This window comes from Actinoplanes subtropicus (assembly GCF_000721705.1).
Lineage (GTDB): Bacteria > Actinomycetota > Actinomycetes > Mycobacteriales > Micromonosporaceae > Actinoplanes > Actinoplanes subtropicus.
Map to the genome: position 1 here is coordinate 56,260 of NZ_JOJL01000030.1, position 17,105 is coordinate 73,364.

15 protein-coding genes are annotated in these 17,105 nt (G+C 72.7%); 8 read left to right on the forward strand and 7 right to left on the reverse strand.

What is annotated here, in order from left to right; translation table 11 throughout:
- Window positions 1-10 precede the first annotated feature (10 nt).
- Both IH26_RS0137310 and ahcY read right to left on the reverse strand, forming a co-directional pair.
- Window positions 11-1,636: a Na+/H+ antiporter gene (locus IH26_RS0137310; protein WP_034216747.1), complete on the reverse strand. Its 1,626-nt coding sequence runs from the start codon at window positions 1,634-1,636 to the stop codon at window positions 11-13.
- Between the two features lie 34 nt (window positions 1,637-1,670).
- Window positions 1,671-3,131 carry an adenosylhomocysteinase gene (gene ahcY, locus IH26_RS0137315; RefSeq protein WP_030440996.1) on the reverse strand — a complete coding sequence of 487 codons (1,461 nt, stop codon included), beginning with the start codon at window positions 3,129-3,131 and terminating at the stop codon, window positions 1,671-1,673.
- A 248-nt stretch (window positions 3,132-3,379) separates the two neighbouring features.
- Between ahcY and IH26_RS0137320 the strand changes: the two genes are divergently transcribed.
- The 4 genes from IH26_RS0137320 (at window position 3,380) to IH26_RS0137335 (ending at window position 6,813) form a co-directional block, all read left to right on the forward strand.
- Window positions 3,380-4,198, forward strand: coding sequence for a HAMP domain-containing histidine kinase (locus IH26_RS0137320; RefSeq protein ID WP_030440997.1), 819 nt, complete (start codon window positions 3,380-3,382; stop codon window positions 4,196-4,198).
- A 60-nt stretch (window positions 4,199-4,258) separates the two neighbouring features.
- Window positions 4,259-5,218 carry a LacI family DNA-binding transcriptional regulator gene (locus IH26_RS0137325; protein WP_030440998.1) on the forward strand — a complete coding sequence of 320 codons (960 nt, stop codon included), beginning with the start codon at window positions 4,259-4,261 and terminating at the stop codon, window positions 5,216-5,218.
- Between the two features lie 69 nt (window positions 5,219-5,287).
- Window positions 5,288-5,617 carry a YciI family protein gene (locus IH26_RS0137330; protein ID WP_030440999.1) on the forward strand — a complete coding sequence of 110 codons (330 nt, stop codon included), beginning with the start codon at window positions 5,288-5,290 and terminating at the stop codon, window positions 5,615-5,617.
- Window positions 5,614-6,813 carry an RNA polymerase sigma factor gene (locus IH26_RS0137335; protein ID WP_030441000.1) on the forward strand — a complete coding sequence of 400 codons (1,200 nt, stop codon included), beginning with the start codon at window positions 5,614-5,616 and terminating at the stop codon, window positions 6,811-6,813. The genes IH26_RS0137330 and IH26_RS0137335 overlap by 4 nt, the downstream gene beginning before the upstream one ends.
- Here the strand turns inward: IH26_RS0137335 and nhaA are convergent.
- Window positions 6,810-7,979 carry a Na+/H+ antiporter NhaA gene (gene nhaA / locus IH26_RS0137340; RefSeq protein ID WP_245665847.1) on the reverse strand — a complete coding sequence of 390 codons (1,170 nt, stop codon included), beginning with the start codon at window positions 7,977-7,979 and terminating at the stop codon, window positions 6,810-6,812. The two genes, IH26_RS0137335 and nhaA, sit on opposite strands and share 4 nt — an antisense overlap.
- 75 nt (window positions 7,980-8,054) lie before the next feature.
- Window positions 8,055-11,159: a WD40 repeat domain-containing serine/threonine protein kinase gene (locus IH26_RS60325; RefSeq protein ID WP_245665849.1), complete on the reverse strand. Its 3,105-nt coding sequence runs from the start codon at window positions 11,157-11,159 to the stop codon at window positions 8,055-8,057.
- A gap of 112 nt (window positions 11,160-11,271) precedes the next feature.
- On the opposite strand from IH26_RS60325, the gene IH26_RS0137350 reads away from it, so the two are divergent.
- A complete protein-coding gene (locus tag IH26_RS0137350; RefSeq protein ID WP_030441003.1) occupies window positions 11,272-12,414 on the forward strand; it encodes an NHL repeat-containing protein in 1,143 nt (380 codons plus the stop codon).
- On the forward strand, window positions 12,414-13,124 hold the full coding sequence (locus IH26_RS0137355; protein WP_030441004.1) for a LamG-like jellyroll fold domain-containing protein: 711 nt from the start codon (window positions 12,414-12,416) through the stop codon (window positions 13,122-13,124). The genes IH26_RS0137350 and IH26_RS0137355 overlap by 1 nt, the downstream gene beginning before the upstream one ends.
- Before the next feature lie 11 nt (window positions 13,125-13,135).
- Here IH26_RS0137355 and IH26_RS0137360 read toward each other — a convergent pair whose 3' ends face one another.
- Window positions 13,136-13,855: an ABC transporter permease gene (locus tag IH26_RS0137360; RefSeq protein ID WP_030441005.1), complete on the reverse strand. Its 720-nt coding sequence runs from the start codon at window positions 13,853-13,855 to the stop codon at window positions 13,136-13,138.
- On the reverse strand, window positions 13,852-14,544 hold the full coding sequence (locus tag IH26_RS0137365) for an ABC transporter ATP-binding protein (protein WP_030441006.1): 693 nt from the start codon (window positions 14,542-14,544) through the stop codon (window positions 13,852-13,854). Before IH26_RS0137365 ends, IH26_RS0137360 begins: the two co-directional genes overlap by 4 nt.
- Before the next feature lie 110 nt (window positions 14,545-14,654).
- Here IH26_RS0137365 and IH26_RS0137370 point away from each other — a divergent pair, with 110 nt between their 5' ends.
- On the forward strand, window positions 14,655-15,833 hold the full coding sequence (locus IH26_RS0137370; RefSeq protein WP_030441007.1) for a sensor histidine kinase: 1,179 nt from the start codon (window positions 14,655-14,657) through the stop codon (window positions 15,831-15,833).
- A gap of 65 nt (window positions 15,834-15,898) precedes the next feature.
- The gene (locus tag IH26_RS0137375) at window positions 15,899-16,573 is read left to right on the forward strand and encodes a response regulator transcription factor (protein WP_030441008.1); all 675 of its coding nucleotides are present in this window, start codon (window positions 15,899-15,901) and stop codon (window positions 16,571-16,573) included.
- On the opposite strand, the gene IH26_RS0137380 is transcribed toward IH26_RS0137375, so the two are convergent.
- Window positions 16,554-16,964, reverse strand: a complete 411-nt coding sequence (locus tag IH26_RS0137380) for a LutC/YkgG family protein (protein ID WP_342668333.1) — start codon at window positions 16,962-16,964, stop codon at window positions 16,554-16,556. The two genes, IH26_RS0137375 and IH26_RS0137380, sit on opposite strands and share 20 nt — an antisense overlap.
- Window positions 16,965-17,105: the final 141 nt, after the last annotated feature.

The window sequence follows — 17,105 nt, forward strand, 5'->3', positions numbered from 1 at the left end:
CACCTCCAAGTCAGGAGCGCTCGGCCAAGCGCTCCTCGTGGTCGAGTTCCCGTTCCAGGACCCGCAGGCCCTCGTCGGTGAGGTTGCCGGCGTCGCGCCAGCGTAGTAACTCCTCGCGCTGGGCCTCGATCACCTCGCGGCGGACCGCCAGCGCGGCCTCGTACTGGGGCGACACCGGGACCTCGTCCGAGTCGGATTTTTCGAGCAGGTCGAGGCGTTTGCGGTAGCGCTCCAGCCGTACGGTCAATTGCTTTCGCATGGTTTCGATCGCGCGGTCCTCGATGTGGTCGTGCTTCTCGTGCTGGATCTCGTCGAGCCGGCCCAGCGCCGCCTTCACCGCGGCCGAGCGGGCCTCGTTGCGTTCGCGGGCCAGGTCGGCCTTGTTCGCGCGCAGGCCCAGCCGGCGCAGCAGCGGGGCGAAGGTCAGGCCCTGGCCGAGCAGGGTGACCAGGACGACCACGAAGGCGCAGAACTGCAGCAGGTCGCGGTCGGGCACGTTCTCCTTGAGCGTGAAGACCGCGGCCAGCGTGATCACGCCCCGGGTGCCGGCCCAGCTCAGGCCCACCACCTCGGTCGTGTTCAGCGCCTTCTCCTCGTGTTTCTCGTCGACCAGCCCGCCCAGTCTCGAGTGCGTCCAGCGGGGCAGCAGCTGGGTGAGCACCAGCCAGACCGGACGCAGCAGCAGGACCACGCCGGCCGAGACGGCCACCGCGGTCCAGATCGTGCCGGTCGGGTACTCGTCGAGCCGGCCGACCACCTGGCGCAGCTGCTGGCCGATCAGCAGGAAGACCAGCCCCTCCAGCAGGAAGTCGATGAGCCGCCAGACCGCGGTGGTCTGCAGGCGGCTGGCGCCGGAGGAGTGGCGGGGCGCGTCGTGCCGGATGATCAGGCCGGCCACCACGACCGCGAGCACGCCGGAGACGTGGACCCGCTCGCCGAGCAGGTAGGCCGCGAACGGGGTGATCAGTGAGATCGCGTTCGCGCTCAGCGGATCGTCGCGCAGGTGGCGCAGGGCCCGGACGGCGTACGCGACCAGCACGCCCGCCACCACCCCGCCGGCCGCCGAGATCACGAACTGGCCGACGGCGGTGGGGAACGAGAAACGCTCGCCGTCGACCGAGGCGACCGCGACGCTGAGGATGGTCAGCGCGGTCGCGTCGTTGAGCAGGCCCTCGCCCTGGATCAGGGTGATCATGTTGGGCGGCAGGCCGGCCCGGCGGCCCACGGCGAGGGCGGCGACCGGGTCGGGCGGGGCGATGGCCGCGCCCAGCGCCACCCCGGCGGCCAGCGTCGCGCCCGTCACGAACAGCTCGAAGCCGACGCCGACCAGCAGCGCGGTGGCGAGCACGAGCAGCACCGAGAGGCTGATCACGGTGCGCAGGTTGTGCCGGATGTCCAGCAGGGACGAATCGAGCGCCGCGCTGTAGAGCAGCGGCGGGATGACGAAGGTGAGGATCAGCTGCGGATCGAGGTGGACATTCGGCCCCGGCAGCAGCGAGTAGACGATGCCGATGATGGTGAGCAGCGCGGCGGACGGAAGCCCGGTCCGCCGCGCGACCCATCGCGTCGCCACGATCACGGCCGTGGCCGCCAGGACGAAGAGCAGGATCTCGTCGAGATGATGCACGAGATCCATCCTCTACGAACTCGGCGGGATCAGTAGCGCCGGATCAGTAGCGGTAATGCTCCGGCTTGTACGGACCGTCCACGTCCACGCCCAGGTACTCGGCCTGCTTCTTGGTGAGCGTGGTCAGCCGGACGCCGAGCGCGTCCAGGTGCAGCCGCGCGACCTTCTCGTCGAGGTGCTTGGGCAGCACGTAGACCTGCTTCTCGTACTCGCCCGGCTTGGTCCACAGCTCGATCTGGGCCATCACCTGGTTGGTGAACGAGTTGGACATGACGAAGCTGGGGTGGCCGGTGGCGTTGCCCAGGTTCATCAGCCGGCCCTCGGACAGCACGATCACCGAGTGGCCGTCGGCGAAGCGCCACTCGTGCACCTGCGGCTTGATCTCGATTTTCTCGATGCCCGGGATCTTGGCGAGGCCGGCCATGTCGATCTCGTCGTCGAAGTGGCCGACGTTGCCGACGATCGCGTTGTGCTTCATCGCCGACAGGTGCTCGACCCGGATGATGTCGGTGCCGCCGGTGGTGGTGATGAAGATGTCCGCCTCGGCGACGACGTCCTCGAGCCGGGCCACCTGCATGCCGTCCATCGAGGCCTGCAGCGCGCAGATCGGGTCGATCTCGGTGACGACCACCCGGGCGCCCTGGCCGCGCAGCGTCTCGGCCGCGCCCTTGCCGACGTCGCCGTAGCCGCAGACGACGGCGAGCTTGCCGCCGAGCATCACGTCGGTGGCCCGGTTGAGGCCGTCGACCAGCGAGTGGCGGATGCCGTACTTGTTGTCGAACTTGCTCTTGGTGACCGCGTCGTTCACGTTGATCGCCGGGAAGAGCAGCGTGCCCTCCTTGGCCAGCTTGTACAGCCGGGCGACGCCGGTGGTGGTCTCCTCGGTGACGCCGCGGATGTCCGCCGCGATCTTGGTGAACCGCCGGGTGTCGCCCGCCAGCGACTCGCGCAGCGTGTCCAGGATGATCGTGTACTCGTGGCTGTCGGCCTCGGTCGCCTGCGGGACCGCGCCGGCCGCCTCGAACTCGGCACCCTTGTGCACCAGCAGGGTGGCGTCACCGCCGTCGTCGAGGATCATGTTCGGACCCTGGCCGTTGCCGAAGTCGAACAGGTTCATGGTCGCCCACCAGTACTCCTCCAGCGTCTCGCCCTTCCAGGCGAAGACCGGGACGCCGGCCGGGGCGTCGACAGTGCCGGTGGGGCCGACGACGACCGCGGCGGCCGCCTCGTCCTGGGTCGAGAAAATGTTGCAGGAGACCCAGCGGACCTGGGCACCGAGCGCGACCAGCGTCTCGATCAGCACAGCGGTCTGCACGGTCATGTGCAGCGAGCCGGCGATGCGCGCGCCCTTGAGCGGCTGGGACGCGCCGAACTCCGTGCGCAGGGACATCAGGCCGGGCATCTCGTGCTCGGCGAGGCGCAGCTGGTGGCGGCCGGCCTCGGCCAGCGAGAGGTCGGCGACGGCGAACTGCAGGCCGTTCACTACCTGGTATTTCTCGGACACGAAGAGGGCTCCTCCCTCATCAGGAGGCGCCCTTGCAGTCAGCAAGCCCCTCAGCCGAGCGTGGCGGATCCCGCTGTTGATCAAAATCTGCGAGACCCGTTGCAGCGCCTCTCGACCGGGCCTTTACAGGGTACCAAGAGACTGGGATTCTTAGCCGCCCTATGTGATTCGACTGGCAGGGTAGGGACGTGCCAGAGGCGTTTCGGCCCCGAGACATTCGCGTACAGCTCACGCTTGCCATCACGGCGGTGGTCGCCGTCGTCGTGGCGCTCGCCGGGCTGGCCATCGTGCTGTATGCCGACCACCGTGATCGCGGCGACGTCGACCAGGCGCTCGCCGCCCGCGCGGCCCAGGTGCGCACGGCGGCGACCAGGACCGGCCAGCTGCCGACCGACGGTTCCTTTGCCGTACGCCTGGTCCAGGGCACCGAGGTGCGGGCCGAGGCCGGCTCCACGGCGAAGTTCTCGATCCCGGTGAAAGACGGCTATACCACCGTCACCGCCGAGGACGGGTCACACTGGCGTTCGTGGGCCGAGCCGCTCAAGACCGGCGCGCAGCTGCAGGTTCTGATCAACCTCAAGGACATCGAGAGCCGACATGACGGAAATGTTCGGATGATTGACCTCATAGTGGTGCTGGCCGCCCTCGTCGCCGCGGCCGGAACCTGGCTGGTCGGCGGCGTGGTGCTGCGGCCGCTGATCAAGCTGGCCCAGAACGCCCGCGAGATCGAACCGGCCGAGCCTGCGCCCCAGCTCGCCGAGCCGGACGAAGCTGGCAAATCAGATGAAGCTGTCGAAATGGACAACGCGCTCGATCAGCTGAACGAGCGCGTCGACGCCCTGGCGCGGGCCGAGCCGGTCGGCGACCAGCTCGCCGCCGACGTGGCCAAGACCCTCGCCGACCTGCGGTTTCCGCTGGCCGAGCTCGGTGAGGGCCTCGACCAGCTGCTCGACAACCCGGAGATGCCGGCCACCCAGCGGCACCTCTACCTGGCCGCGATCCAGACCGAGTACCGCCGGATCGTCACCCTCGTGGACGAGCTCGAGGCCCGCGCGGCGTCACGCTAACGCGCGAACCACACATCAAGGTCCTTCCATAAACCATCAAAAACCCCTCATCCTGTACGCGTGAAGCACCCGTACCGGATTCGGGAGATCGCCCGCCAGGCCGGCCTCAGCGAGGCCACCGTGGACCGCGTGCTGCATCACCGCGGCGGGGTGCGGGAGAGTACCGCCCGCGAGGTCCACCGGGCGATCGCGGCCCTCGACCGGGAACAGGCCCAGGCGCGGCCGGCCGGTCCGGCGTACCCGATCGACGTGGTCTCGCCGGGACCGCCGCGGTTCACCGCCGCCCTCCGGCAGGCCCTCGAGGCGGAGCTGCCGGAGCTGGCCCCGGCCGTCCTCAAGCCGCGGTTTCATTTCGGCGACGCCGACCCGGTGACGGTGCTGGAGCGGATCGGCCGCTCGCACTCGCAGGGCGTGATCCTCAACGCCGTCGACTCGCCCGACGTGGTCGAGGCGGTGGGCCGGCTGACCATGCCCGTGGTCACGCTGGGCGCGGACCTGCCGGCGAGCAAGCGCGTGGCGTACGTCGGGATCGACCACGCCGACGCCGGCGCGACCGCCGCCTACCTGCTCGAACAATGGCTGGCCGACCGGGCCGGCGACGTGCTGCTGGTCCGCGGCCCGGCCGCCGATCTGGGCGAGTTCGAGCGGGCCGCCGGCTTCCGGGCCGAGATGACGGCGCGCGCCCCGAACCGCCGGCTGGTGGAGGGCCCGGCGCCGGGCGGCCTGCCGGTCCGCGCGATCTACTCGCCGGCCGCCGGCGGCAACGCCTCGGTGGTCGCCTCGTTCGCCGCCGAGCACCGCAACTACGACGTCTTCGTGGCGCACGACCTGGACGCCGAGAACGCCGCGCTGCTCCGCGGCCAGCAACTCTCGGCGGTGCTGCATCACGACCTGCGTGCCGACGTACGCCATGCCTGCCTGACCATCCTGCGGGCGCAAGGTGCGCTGCCCGGCCCGATCCGCTCGCACGTCTCGGCCGTCCAGGTGATCACGCCGTTCAACCTGCCCCAGGATTTTTGACGGCGGCGGTCCGGATCCGGGTCCGGTCGTTCGTCACCGGAGGTGAAGACCGAGCACAGGGAGATCACGATGAAGTACATGATGTTCGTCTGCACCGACAGCGAGCCCGAGACCGACGAGTCCCGGGTGCCGGACATCGAGGTGTGGGTGGCCGGGAACGACGCCGCCGGCCGCCGGATCACCGGGAACGTGCTGGCCGCGCCGTCGGCCGCCACCACGGTCCGGGTCCGCGGCGGCGAGGTGCTGCTCACCGACGGGCCGTTCGCCGAGACCAAGGAGGTGATCGTGGGCTTCGACATCCTCGAGTGCGCCGACCTGGACGAGGCGATCGCGGTGGCGGCCGCTCATCCCATGGCGCACACCGGCCGGCTCGAGCTGCGGCCCTACGCCGACCGGTGACCGAGGACGTCGGCGCGGCCGTTGAAGCCGGCTGGGACTCGTACGCAAGGATCGTCGCCTCTTTGATCAGAGTGACCGGCGACTGGAACCTTGCCGAGGACTGTGCCCAGGAGGCGATGGCGGCCGCGCTGGAACGCTGGCCGCGCGACGGCGTGCCCGGCAACCCGGGCGGCTGGCTGCGGACGGTCGCCCGGAACCGGGCCATCGACGTGCTGCGGCGGGCCGCCGTGGAGAAGACGAAACTGCGGGAGGTCGCCATGCTCTGGGACCCGTCGCGGCCGCCGGCCGAGGAGATCGACGACGACCGGCTGCGGCTGATCTTCACCTGCTGTCATCCGGCGCTGTCGCTGGAGGCGCGGGTCGCGCTGACCCTGCGCACGATCGCCGGCGTGCCGACCGCCGACATCGCCCGCGCCTTCCTGACCAGCGAGCCGACGATGACCAGGCGGATCACCCGCGCCAAGTCGAAGATCGCGGCGGCCCGGATCCCGTATCGGGTCCCGGCGGCCGACGCGCTCGCCGAGCGCCTGCCGGGGGTCCTGGCCGTCCTCTACCTGCTCTTCACCCGGGGGTACGACGCGGACGGCGAGCCCGCCTTCGCGGCCGAGGCGATCCGGCTGGCCCGGCTGCTGTCCGCGCTGATGCCGGCCGAGCCGGAAGTGCCGTCGCTGCTGGCCCTCTTCCTGCTGCAGCACTCCCGGCGGGACGCCCGCCGGGACGCGGCCGGCGACCTGGTGACGCTGCCGAAGCAGGACCGCTCGCGCTGGGACCGGGCGGCGATCGCCGAGGGCCTGGAGATCCTGCTGCACACGCCGGTCGAGGGCCCGTACGCGGTGCAGGCCCGGATCGCCGCCTGCCACGCCACCGCCCGGACCTTCGCGGACACCGACTGGTCGTCGATCGCCGGCTGGTACGACCAGTTGGCCCGGATTCAGCCGTCCCCGATCGTCGCCCTGAACCGGGCGGTGGCCCACGGCTACGCGAACGGCCCGGATGCCGGCCTGCTGCTGCTGGCGGAGGCGCGGGCCGACGGCGCCCTGGACAACTACCCCGCGGCGATCGCGGTCGAGGCCGACCTCGTGGCCCGCGCCGGGGACCGGCCCCGGGCGGCCGAGTTGTTCCGCGCGGCCGCGGCCGTGGCCCCCGCGGAGGTGGAGCGCCGAGCCCTGCTGGCCCGGGCCGCCGAGCTTGCCTAGTCGGTGTCAAGCAGGCGGCGGTAGTGCCGATCCCGTACGCGCAAGAGGCCCGCACCCAGCAGCGCCGCAACCGACGAACCCAGCAGGACCCCCAGCTTGGCCTGGTGGTCGCTGGGACTGCCGGCGCCGAAGGCGAGCTCCCCGATCAGCAGCGAGACGGTGAAGCCCACGCCGCCGAGCATCGCCATCCCGGTGACGTCCCACCAGTCCAGCTCGCCGTCGAGCTCGGCCCGGGTGAAGCGCTGCACCAGCCAGGTCGCCCCGGTGATCCCGATCGTCTTGCCGGCCACCAGCCCGGCGACCACGCCGAGGGTGACCGCGCCGCCCACGCCCACCTCGCTGCCGGTCACCGAAACCCCGGCGGCGAAGAAGGCGAAGACCGGCACGGCGACGCCGGCGGAGATCGGCCGCCAGCGATGCTCGTAGCGCACCCCGGTCTTGACCGGCACGACGAAGGCGAGCAGCACGCCGGCGACCGTCGGGTGGATACCCGACTCGTGCACCAGCGCCCAGGTCGCCACCGCCAACGGCAGCAACAGCCACCAGGCCCGCGCCCGCCGCCGCGCCAGCCACGCGAAGATCCCGAGCGGCACCAGGGCGAGCAGCAACGGCCCGACGTGCGGCGACGAGGTGTAGAAGAACGCGATGATCACGATGGCGAGCAGGTCGTCGACGACCGCGAGGGTGAGCAGGAAGGTACGCAACCCGGCCGGCAGCGACGTGTTGACCAGGCCGAGCACGGCCAGGGCGAACGCGATGTCGGTGGCCGTCGGCACGGCCCAGCCGCGCAGTGCGCCCCCGGCGTTGATCAGGGCGTAGATCAGAGCGGGTGCCGCTATCCCGCCGACCGCCGCCGCCGCCGGCAGCACCGCCCGCCGTGGATCGCGCAGGTCGCCGGCGACGAACTCGCGCTTGAGCTCCAGGCCGGCCACGAAGAAGAAGATCGCCAGCAGCCCGTCGGCAGCCCACCGGGCGAGCGTCAGCCCCAGTAGGTCAATACCGGAAATTTCGCGATAAAGGCCCGCCCAGGGTGAGTTGGCCCAGACCAGCGCCAGCCCGGTGGCCCCGAGCATGAGCAGGCCGCCGGTGGTCTCGGTGCGCAGAATGGCGGCGATCCGCCGCGCCTCGCGACGCGCGGCGCGGGCGAACAGGCGAGGGCCGGGCACGGGCGCCTCCAAGGGTCGGCAAAATGGACGCCGACCAGGCTTCCCGGCACACCCGGGCCCCAGTCTAGTGCGCGGTCAGCAGGCCGCCGTGTAGCTGAGGTCCTTGATATAGCTCGGCCACTCGGCCGGGGTCAGGCCGCCGCCCAGGCGGCAGGCCTCCGGGACCGGGTCGCGCAGCATGGTGACCGTGCGCTCCAGATCCCAGAGACTGACGTACGCGCCGTCACCGGCCGCCAGGATCGGGCGACCCCGGCCGATCCCGGTCCCGTCGAAGTGCCCGCGCAGCACGGCGAGCAGCGCCGCCTGCCCGGTCGCCGGCACGCTCCACAGCTCGACCCGCTGGGTGGTGCTCAACGCCAGCACCGACCCGTCCGGGGTGAAGGACGCGCCCCGGATCTCCTCGCTGCCGCCCAGCCCGTGCCGCAACGCATCGGGGAGCAGCAACCAGTCGGCGCCGGTGCCGGGGCGCCAGAGGCGTACCCCCTCGCTGGTCCAGTAGGCGATCGTGTCGCCGTCGGCCGTCGCCGCCGACCCCACGCCGAAGCCGTCGTACCGGCGGGACGCGACGTGCCGCGGGTGCGCCGGATCGGTCAGGTCCCACAGCGAGATCACCTCGTCCTGGCCCGGCTCGACGGACATCACCACCAGTTCCTTGCGGCCGCGGACGAAGGACGCGCTGATCGGTTGGGGCATCGGGATCGAGGCGATCTTGCGCGGCGGCCCCTGGCCGGCCGCGACGGCGTAGAGAACCGGCCCGGCGTCGGAGTCGACGACCGCGAGCCCGGCGACCGGGTCGAAATCGCCGACCGCCGCCCCGCCCGGCAGCAGCCGGCGGGCATGGCCGCCGCCCACGTCCCACAGGCCCAGCCCGGCGAGCGCCAGCGCCGGCTGCTCCCGGCTCATCCGCACCTCGCCGTTCTTCGCCGGGTCCTCGTCGACCGCCACCGGGCGGCTCACCACGCGCGGACGGGCCGGGTCGGCGACGTCCCACGACGCCACCGACACCCCCTGGCCGGTCGCCGAATCGACCGCCAGCGTGCCGGTCTCCGAGACGTCCACCGACGCGACCTGTCCCGGCTGCGCGACCCCGCCGGCCTTCGCCGGCGCGAGCGGGCCGGTGGCGCGCCACAGCATGGCGGTACGGGTGACGCCGAGGGTCGTGGTGAGCAGGGTCCCGCCGGTCGGCGCGAAGGTCACCGAGGTCACCGAGTCGCCGCCCCAGTCGCGGGTGCCGGTCAGGATCGGCATCGACGGGTTCCGCACGTCCCAGAGCGTCACGTGCCGCTCGTCGTCCACGGCGGCCAACTCGCTGCCGTCCGGCGCGAAGGCGAGCCGGGTGGCGTGCGTGGCGTCCGGCGGATAGACCAGGCGGCGGGGCACGGCCCGGTCGCTCATGTCGTAGAGCCACACCGGGTTGTCCGCGGACCGCAGCGCGACCGCGACCAGCGTGCCGGCCGGGTTGATCGCGATGTCCTCGACCGAGCCCACCTTGTCGTAGTGCGCGACCTCGTGCGGCTTGGCTTGCCCGGCACCGGAGAAGACGGTGACGTTGTCGTCGGTCTCGAGCAGGTAGAGCCCGCGCACCCCGTCCGCCGCGGCGGCGCCGGCGTAGCCGTCCGGCCCGGCCACCCGCCAGAGGCGCCGGGGATGCCGCGGATCGGTCAGGTCCCACATCGAGAAGGCCGCGCCGGCGCCGGCGACCAGCTTGCCCGCCCCGGCGAACTTGACCAGCCGCCCCTGGCCGCCGTCGGCCGGGGCCGAGCTCAGCAGCCGGGGCGCGCCGAGGTCGTGCACGTCCCAGACCTCCAGCCGCCGCCCGATCTCCGCGAGCGTCTTGCCGTCCGGGCTGAAGGCGATGTCGTTGAGGAGCCGGTCATCCGTGGTCAACGTGCCGGCCGGGTTGTCGCCGGCCCAGAAGGTCAGCGTCCCGTTCGTGTCGGCCAGCGCGACGACTTTGCCGTCCGGCCGGTACCGGGCCACCGCGATCGGTTTGTGCGCCGGGATCTCGCCGGCGTATCCGCTGTCGAGCGCGTCGGTCAGGTTGGCCCGGGTGGCCTCGTCCGCGGTCAGGCCCATCGCGGTGGTCGCCAGGCGCAGCGACAGCCCCGGGTCGGTACGCCGGGTGTCCCGCGACTGGGTCACCAGGTTGTCCGCCACCGCCGTGCGGGCCACCCGCAGGGCCGCCGCCGCGTCCTGCTGGTCGGCCACCCGCTGCCGCATCACGATCCCGAGCGGCACGCCGGCGGCCAGCGCCAGCGCGCACACCGCCGCGGTCAGCCGGATCACCCGTCCCCGGGTGCGCCGCGATCGTTCGCTGTCCCGGGCCGCGTACGCCGCCCGCCGCACCTCCGGATCGACCGGCACCGCGGTCAGCAGCCGGTCGAGCAGCTCGGCCGCGGTCGGGCGCTTGGCCGGGTCCTTCTCCAGCGCCGACGCCACCAGATCGCGCAGCCCGCCGGTCAGCCCGTCCAGGTCGGGCGGCTGGATGAGGATCATGCCCGCGGTCGCGGCCGGCGAGTCCCCGGCGAACGGGAGGTGGCCGGTCGCCGCGTACGTCACCACCACGCCCCACGCGAACACGTCGGCGGCCGGCGTCAGCGGCCTCTTCCGGTCGGTGTCGAAGCGCTCCGGCGCCATGTAGGCCAGCGTGCCGACCACCAGGTCGGGCCGGGTGTGCTGGCTGGTCGGCACGGTCGGCTGGGCGATGCCGAAGTCGATCACCTTGGGCGTGCCGAGCGCGAACAGCACGTTGGCCGGCTTGAGGTCGCGGTGGATGATCCCGGCGCCGTGGATGGCGACCAGCGCGGTGGCCACCCCGATCGCGACGCCGTGCACGGTGGCGGCGGTCAGCGGCCCCTGGTCGCGCACCACGTCGGCGAGGCTGGGACCGTCCACGTACTCGACCACCAGATACGGCGTCTCGTGGTCGGGGTCGGCGTCGAACACCTCGGCGGTGCAGAACGGCGGCACCCGCTGGGCCTTTTCCACCTCGCTGCGGAACCGCGCGCGGAACTCGGCGTCTCGGGAGTTTTCCGGCTTAATGACCTTGAGTGCTACCTGTCGACCGTCGCGGCCCCGAGCGAGGTAAACGGTGCCCATGCCGCCCTCGCCGATGCGGGCCAGCAGTTCGTATCCCCCGAGCAGAACCGGATCATCATTTCGCAGGGCGCTCGTCGTCACGGCCGGCGTCTCTCATGAAGATCAATATGATTCGCGCATAGGCACCCTACCTCGGTGGCGCACGCGCCGTCAGCCCACGCATCCTCCGCCCCGGGACGCGCGTTAGCCCGGCGTGCGTATTTCGAAGCAGGTCCGCCGCGCCGCCGTCGCCGGCGTCGTGGCCCTGGCGGCCGGCGCCGTGGCGCCGCCCGCCAACGCGGCGGTCGGCGCGACCGCACGGGTGGCACCGACGTTCAACGGATCCGTGTACGCCATCGCGTACAGCGGTTCGACCGTCTTCGTCGGCGGCTCCTTCACCAGCACCACGGTCGGCGGCCGCAGCGTCGCCCGCGAACGGCTCGCGGCGTTCGACTCGCGTACCGGCGCCCTGCTCGACTGGCAGCCCAGCGCCGACGACACGGTCCGTGCGCTCGCCGTCGCCGGCCCGGCGGTCTACGTGGCCGGCGACTTCGACCACGTCTCCGGCAAGGCCCGCGACTCGCTGGCCCGGATCGACGGCGCCACCGGGCAGGTCGGCGCCTTCGCGCACGGCATCGACGGCAGCCCGCGGGCGCTCGCCGTCGGCGCCGGCCGGCTCTACGTGGCCGGCACGATCAGCCGGGTGGACCGGCACGACCGCGCGCGACTCGCCGCGTTCTCGCTGGCCACCGGCCTGCTCGACGAGGACTGGACGCCGACCGCGGACGACACGGTCGACGCGCTCGCGTACCGGGACTCGAAGGTCTATCTCGGCGGCAGCTTCCACCGCACCGACGACGTACGGTCGACGCTGCGGCTCGCCGCGGTCGACGCGGCCGGCGGCGAGTTGGTCACCGCCTTCCGGCCCGCCCCGCCGGCCGTCGTGCACGCGGTGGCGGTCGACGGCAACGGGGTGTACGCGGCGATGGGCGGCCCCGGCGGCCGGGCGGCGGCGTACGACAACTCCGGGCGTACCCGATGGCTGCGGACCTTCGACGGCGACGCGCAGGCGATCGCGGTCCTGGACGGCACCGCCTACGTCGGCGGCCACTTCGACCGGGCCTGCACCACCGGCACCACCGGCGCGCACGGCACCTGCACGGACGGCTCGGTCTCCCGGGTCAAGCTGGCCGCGGTCCGCGCCGACGGCTCGCTCGCCGACTGGGCGCCGCAGGCCAACGGCGTGGTCGGGGTGCGCACGATCGCGGTCGACCCGGCACACCGGACGGTCGCGGCCGGCGGTGACTTCACGACGATCGACGGCCGGTCGCAGAGGCGCTTCGCCTCCTTCGGCTGATGCGGCGCGCGATCCTCTGCATGGTGGCGCTGGCCCTGGTCGGCGCCACCGGCCCGTCCGCGCACGCGGCGGTCACCCCGGACTACTCGGTCCACTACACCTTCGACGGCCCCACCCTGCTCGCCGACGTCTCCGGGCACGGGCACGACCTGACGCCGGTCAGCCGGCACGGCGGTTCGTACCTCACGGTCCCGCACGACGGCGGCAGCGCGCTGGTCTTCCCGCCGCCCTGCCACCTCGAGCCGTGCCCGAAGATCGCGCTGCGCGCCGTGCCGGCCGACGACCTCAACCCGGGCAGCCGGCCGATCCGATTCGGCGCCTCGGTCCGCCTCGACCCGGACGAGACCACCAAGGGCGAGAACGTGCTGCAGAAGGGCTACTCGGCCAGCGGCAGCCAGTGGAAGCTGCAGATCGACGGCGCCGAGGGCAAACCCAGCTGCGTCTTCGTCGACGACCGCCGCCGGGCCATCCACCTGGCGCTCAGCTCGGTCAGCGTCGCCGACGGGAAGTGGCACGCGCTGGAGTGCCGCCGGGCCGGGAGCCAGGTCACCGTCCTGGTCGACGGCGTGCGGCGGGGCGGCATGACCATCCCCGCCGACCTCTCGGTGGACAACCGGATCCCGCTCAGCGTCGGCGGGAAGGGGTCGTTCAGCAACAACGACCAGTTCCAGGGCGCCCTCGACGACGTCTGGGTGACCATCGGCCAGTGAGCCCAGCCTCCTCAGGTGATGTCCCGACGCCCGGTGACCGCGTTACCTGCCAAAACGAAGATCATTGCGTACGCCGTGAGCACCAGCCCGGCCTGCCACACCGGCGGCCGGTCGGCCGCGCCGGGCAGCCCGACCAGTGCCTGGCCGAGCGCGAACGGCAGCCAGCGCGCGCCGCCGCCGACCAGCTCGCCGACGACCCCCTCGACCAGGGCGATCCAGGCCAGCGCCGACGCCACCGCGGCGCTCAGGTTGGTGATCAGCGCGCCGACCCCGACCCCGATGACCGCGAACGCGACGTTCCAGCCGATGCCGCCGGCCACCGTCTTCCACAGCACGCCGTTGGCCAGGTCGATCGACGAGCCCTTGGCGGCCAGCCACACCGCGTCGGCCACCAGCGCGGTCACCGAGGCCAGCAGCCCGAACACCACGCCGGCCGCGGCCGAGATCACCGCTTTGGACAGAATGACCGAGGAACGGCGCGGCCGGGCCAGGAACGTGTCGGTGATGGTCCGGTGCCGGTACTCGCCGGCCACCGTCAGGATCCCGATCAGCAGCCCGAACAGCGCGACCAGCCCGACGTGCGCGATCGCCCCGCGCTGGGCGGCGTCGCTCGCCGGGTCGTCCCGGCGCAGCATCAGCCCGCTCACCCCGGCGACCACGATCAGCTGGGCGATCCCCAGCAGCAGCCAGGTGCTCCGAGCGGTGGTCAGCTTGCGAAATTCGGCCCTCATGCGACACCCCCGGTCAGCCGCAGGAACTCCGCCTCGAGCCCGGGCAGCCCGGCCAGCGGCCCGTCGTGCCGCAGCGTCCCCTCGCCGAGGATCACCACGTGGTCGGCGATTTGCTGCACCTCGGCCAGCACGTGGCTGGAGACGATGACGGTCCGCCCGTCGGCGCCGAAGTCCCGCAGCAGGCCGCGCAGCCAGGCGAGCCCGGCCGGGTCGAGCCCGTTGCCCGGCTCGTCCAGCACCAGCACCTCCGGGTCGCCGAGCAGCGCGGTGGCCAGCCCGAGCCGCTGCCGCATGCCGAGCGAGTAGCCGCGTACCCGCCGGTCGGCGTCCTTCGTCAGGTCCACCTGCTCGAGGGCCACGGCGACCCGGGCGGCGGGCAGGCCGGACTGCTCGGCCGAGATCAGCAGATGCTGACGGGCGGTCCGGCCCGGGTGGAAGCCGGTCGCGTCGAGCAGCGCGCCCACCACGCGACGCGGCTGCGGCAGGTCGGCGTAGCGGCGGCCGCCCACGGTCGCGGTGCCGGCGGTCGGGCGCACCAGGCCGAGCAGCATCCGCAGGGTGGTCGTCTTACCGGCCCCGTTGGGTCCGAGAAATCCGGTCACCCCGGGCGTCATGGTGCAGGTCAGATTGCGTACGGCGGAGACCGCCCCGAATTTTTTCGTCAGTCCCTGAAGCACGACATCAGTCATGCGCTGACTGTCGCGATTGCCGGATACGAGCGAGTCCCCCGGCCGCGGCATCTTGTAGCTACCGCATCGGCGGTATCCCGTGCGGCTGGTTCGCGCCGTACCGTGAGCGCATGCGCCACTGGCAGCGGATGGCCGACGTCGGGACCGCGGTCGCGGTGCTGGTGGCCGCCCAGCTGACCACGAGCGCCGGTCACCACCTGCGCGACCCGATTGCCGTCGGGCTGGCCGCCCTGGCCTGCGCACCGCTGGCCGGCCGCCGCCGCTGGCCGTACCCGGCCCTGCTGGTCAGCACGGTCGCCGCCGAAGGCTACCTGACCTGGGTGCACCATGGCGGCGGCGGCACACTGATCCTGGCCGCCCCACTCATCGCGCTCTACACCGTGGTCGAGACCGGCACCCGGCGCCGCTCCCTCTGGGCCGCCGCGGCCGTCGTCCTGCTGATCGGGGTTCTGCACACCGTGGTCAAGTCGGGCCGCTGGCTCGGCCCCGAGAACCTGGCGCTCGCCGCGCTCGGCGGGCTGGCGGTGGCGGCCGGCGAGGCGTCCCGCAACCGGCGCGCCTACGAGGCCGAGGCGCTGCTGCGGGCCCAGGAGAAGGTCACCGCCGAGCGCCTGCGCATCGCCCGCGACCTGCACGACAGCGTCGGCCACCACCTGGCCCTGATCAACGTCCAGGCGGGAGTGGCCGCCCACGTCCTGCCCGCGGATCCGGCCCACGTCCTGCCCACCGGCCCGGTCCGCCGAGGGTCCGGCCTTTCCACACGGGCCGAGGAAGCGGGCGCCGGAAACGACGCTGTCCGCGAGACGCTCGACCAGATCCGGCAGAGCGCCCGCGACGCGCTCGACGAGTTGCGCGATGCCGTCGGCCTGCTACGTCGTCCCGACGAGCCGCTCGCCCCGGTCGAGCCGACCCTCGGGCTGGCCGGCCTGGACGACCTGCTGGCCACCTTCGAGCGGGCCGGCCTGCGCATCACCTGCCGCCGCGAGGAGGACGGGCACCTCCCGCCGGCTGCCGACGTGGTCGCCTACCGGGTGGTGCAGGAATCGCTGACCAACGCCCGCAAACACGCCGGCCAGGTGGACGTCCGGCTGGTGCTGCGGTTCCGCGGCCCGGCACTGTCCATCGTGGTCGAGAACGACGGCCCGCCCGCCCCGGCCAGGCCCGAGTCGCACGGCCTGACCGGCATGCGCGAGCGGGTCTCCGCGCTCGGCGGCACGCTCACCGCCGAACCCCGCCCGCTCGGCGGCTTCCGGGTCTCCTGCCGCCTGCCCGCCGAGGCCGCCGCGTGACCCGGGGCGAGCCGGCGCCGGCTCCGCCCGCGCCCAACGAACCGGCGGCGGCCGAGCCCCGCCGCGTGATCCGGGTGGGGCTTGCCGACGATCAGCCGCTGCTGCTGGCCAGCTTCGCCACGCTGATCTCGTCGACCGGCGACATGACCGTCTCCGGCACCGCCCGCAACGGCTTCGAGGCGATCGACCTGGCCCGGGCCGGCGAGACCGACGTCCTGCTGATGGACATCCGGATGCCCGCGCTCGACGGCCTCGGCGCCACCCGGCAGATCACCGCCGACGCGCCGGCCGTACGGGTGCTGATCCTGACCACCTTCGAGATCGACGAGTACGTGTTCCAGGCCCTGCGCGCCGGCGCGAGCGGCTTCCTCGGCAAGAGCGCCGAACCGCACGAGCTCTTGAACGCCGTCCGCGTGGTGCACCGCGGCGACGCGCTGCTCACCCCGGCGGCGACCCGCAGCCTGATCGCCCGCTACCTCGCCCACCCCGAGCGGCCCACCTGCCCGCCGCCACGACGGCTGGCCGAGCTGACCGGCCGGGAACGCGAGATCCTGATGCTGGTCGGCACCGGGCTGTCCAACGACGACATCGCCGGCCACCTGGTGGTCAGCCCGCACACGGTGAAGACCCACGTCAACCGCACGATGACCAAGCTGGGCGCGCACGACCGTGCCCAGCTCGTGGTCATCGCGTACGAGACCGGCCTGGTCAAACCCGCGATCAGTCCGCCACGAGGATGACGTGCAGGTTTCGTGGCCCGTGCACCCCCTCGACCCGGTTGAGCTCGATGTCGCTGGTCGCGGACGGCCCGCTGATCCAGGTGAGCGGCCGGCGCGGGTCGAGCCGGGCCACGGCCTCCGGTACCGAAGCGACCACCTGCTCGGGCCGCAGCACGCAGATGTGTAGGTCGGGCAGGAGCGTGATGATCCGCCGCCCCTGATCGGGCGAGGCGTCGAGCACGATCGTCCCGGTCTCCGCGATCGCCACCGCCGCGCCGGTCACGACCCCGTCGGCCGCCCCGATCCGGTCGGCCTCCAGCCCGTCGTCGACCACGGCTTCGACCTCTGGCGGAAGCCATTCGGTGGGCAGTCCCGGCGGCACGACGACGGTGCCCGCACCCAGAATCTCCAAGATCGCGGCCGGAATCCCCCCGCCAGTTACGCGGTGGACCACCGCTTTGTAGTCTACGAGCCGCTCTACCAAAAGGTCTAAATCGGGTTTGTCAGAATCACGCCGATAGTTCCGAGGAATCGCCGGCGCCTCGAGTCCCGG